A 2398-nucleotide genomic window follows, 5' to 3' on the forward strand; every position below is an offset into this window, starting at 1 on the left:
ACATTCAAAGCGAATGCCCTTTTTTGTCAAGTTTTAATATTTACCTTGATGCAACACTAGAACGCAGTAGCCGCCCATTTTTTGATGTGTTTTTTTGAAATTATATAGCCTTAGAGCATCAGCTATGCCAAGCCGTCACAATAAGGTGTCGGCCCTCCCCAAATATAAAACAGCGGCTTCGGGTACATATTGCCTCCCATCCCAAAGCCGCCATATTGTAAGTGTGCAAACTGGCTATGCATTTCATATTTTTGATTTTTAGAAAAATATAGTGGCTTAGATTTAGACTTTCTGTTTTAACGCATTAGGCGTGCAAAAGAGGTTAATATTCACTAAGAGTTTTTTGCCAGTGCTGAATTCAGTACAAATATATTGAAAGATTGATTTTGCAAAAAATCAAATGAGTTGATCCGCTTATACCCTGCGGTTTCCATCACTTTGCATATTTTCAATTCGGACGTACTGTGGCAGCCGTTAGCTCCATTTTGATTTAACCATTCAATAATTGCTATCCTTCCATTTGGTTTTAGGTGTTCTTGAATGTTCCGAAAATAAACCTCGGCATTATCTATGTGGTGAAATACATTTCTTAAAAATATAAGGTTGCAATTTTCATCTGATAAATTGAATCCCGACTTATCTGCTACTATTGTTACAACATTTTGTATTTCTTGTTTTTGGGATCTCTTATTGATAAATCTTAATAAATCGGTGTTTGTATCAACGGCAAAAACTTTGCCTTCATTTTTTACCCTTCTGGCAAATTCAAACACAAAATATCCACCGCCAGACCCAACATCGGCTATTACATCGCCATTATTAATCTGCAATTTCTCAAGCACTTGCTGTGAACCAGCTTTTGCCCTGTTATTAAGCATGATGCCCCAAATATCAGTTAGTTTCATCTACATATCCTCCCTGTTTTTCTTCAACTTTAGACATAGCCGCTAACTCTATCTTCTTTAGTTCCTTATGCAGTTGGAGAGCGAAGGCTGTAGTTAAGATAACCGTCAGCAAGTCCGCCGCGGGCTGCGCCCAGATGATGCCTTCAAGTCCGAACAAGCAAGGAAAAATTAGAATGATCGGAATGAAGAACAATCCCTGACGGCTGATACTGAGTAGACCGCCTTCTTTTTCTTTTCCCATAGCGAGGAATAACGCCATGTAGACCATTTGAAAACCGTAAAGGGGAAAAATAAACCCACTGGCACGAAGCGCCTTTGTACCAATATTGATAAGCTCTGCGTCATTCTCTGAAAAAAGCGATATAATCGGAGTAGGGATGATAATCATGAGAATCGCGGCAATCGTACAGAATATCGTGGCCCATTTCAAAGAAACTTTTGTGGCCTCACTCAATCGGTCAAATCTTTTGGCACCGTAATTGTAACCAGCCACCGGCTGGAACCCCTTCATATAACCAAACACCACATAAGTTCCAAGTGTCATAATTCTAGTCACTACACCTACGGCGGCGACCGCCGAATCTCCGTATACGCTTGCCGCCGTATTGGATAGTCCCATTGCCGTGCTGGCTAAAATCTGAAATACAAGGATAGGTATTCCGACCTTGAATATTTCTTTGAAAATTGTTCCGTCAAAAGTGAACTGACGAATGGAGAAACGCAGATAGCCTTTCTTGCCAAGAATAAACCATAAGTAGAGACAGGTAGTCGCCGCTTGTGAAATGACTGTCGCAATTGCCGCCCCCCGAACACCAAAGCCCAACGTATAGATGAAAATCGGGTCTAATATCACATTCAGCATGCCGCCGAGCAGCATGGATATCATCGTAAGTTTTGCCTGTCCTTCTGCCGTAATCACATTATTCATGGTGACATTCAATATGTTCAGAATGGAGCCCGACACATAAATAACGGCATATTCTCTGGCATATGGAAGGATAGTAGCTGTCGCACCTAGTGAAATAAGTATTCTATCAAGAAAGCGCAGTGAAATGACAATGGAAACCACTCCGACAAACAAGCTTGAAAATAGTACTGTTGACGCTGTACGGTTTGCCTTTTCGCTGTTCCCCTCACCAAGCAGACGCGAAATGTAGGATGCCGCTCCGCTCCCGAACGTCATTCCAAGTCCAATGATTATTTGGACTATAGGGAATACGATGGAGATCGCGCCCATCTGACTTGTTCCAAGACCGCCCACAAAATATGCATCAACTACGCTGTAAAGCGCGGAAACCATCATACCAATCATTGTAGGCACACCAAGTCTGATAAGTATCTTCGGGATTTTTTCATCCCGCATCATTTGCAGTTTTTCGTCATTCATATTCATAGAAATCAATTCCTTTCATCAATTATAATAGTATAGCAGCTATACGCTTTCTGCAAAATAGATGCGCACCCGCGTCTGCAAATGCGCAATAGTGTATATA

Annotated in this window: 2 protein-coding genes; both read right to left on the bottom strand. The window is 41.3% G+C overall.

Going from position 1 to position 2398, the window contains the following annotated elements; genetic code table 11:
• Positions 1–332: 332 nt before the first annotated feature.
• The gene (locus tag GOQ29_RS01035; protein WP_203370553.1) at positions 333–905 is read right to left on the bottom strand and encodes a class I SAM-dependent methyltransferase; all 573 of its coding nucleotides are present in this window, start codon (positions 903–905) and stop codon (positions 333–335) included.
• Positions 892–2298 (bottom strand): MATE family efflux transporter, encoded by a 1407-nt coding sequence (locus GOQ29_RS01040; RefSeq protein ID WP_203370555.1) that lies wholly within the window; start codon positions 2296–2298, stop codon positions 892–894. The genes GOQ29_RS01035 and GOQ29_RS01040 overlap by 14 nt, the downstream gene beginning before the upstream one ends.
• Positions 2299–2398 lie beyond the last annotated feature (100 nt).

The sequence above is a fragment of the Anaeromonas gelatinilytica genome (genome assembly GCF_016820635.1).
Lineage (GTDB): Bacteria > Bacillota > Clostridia > Tissierellales > SIT17 > Anaeromonas > Anaeromonas gelatinilytica.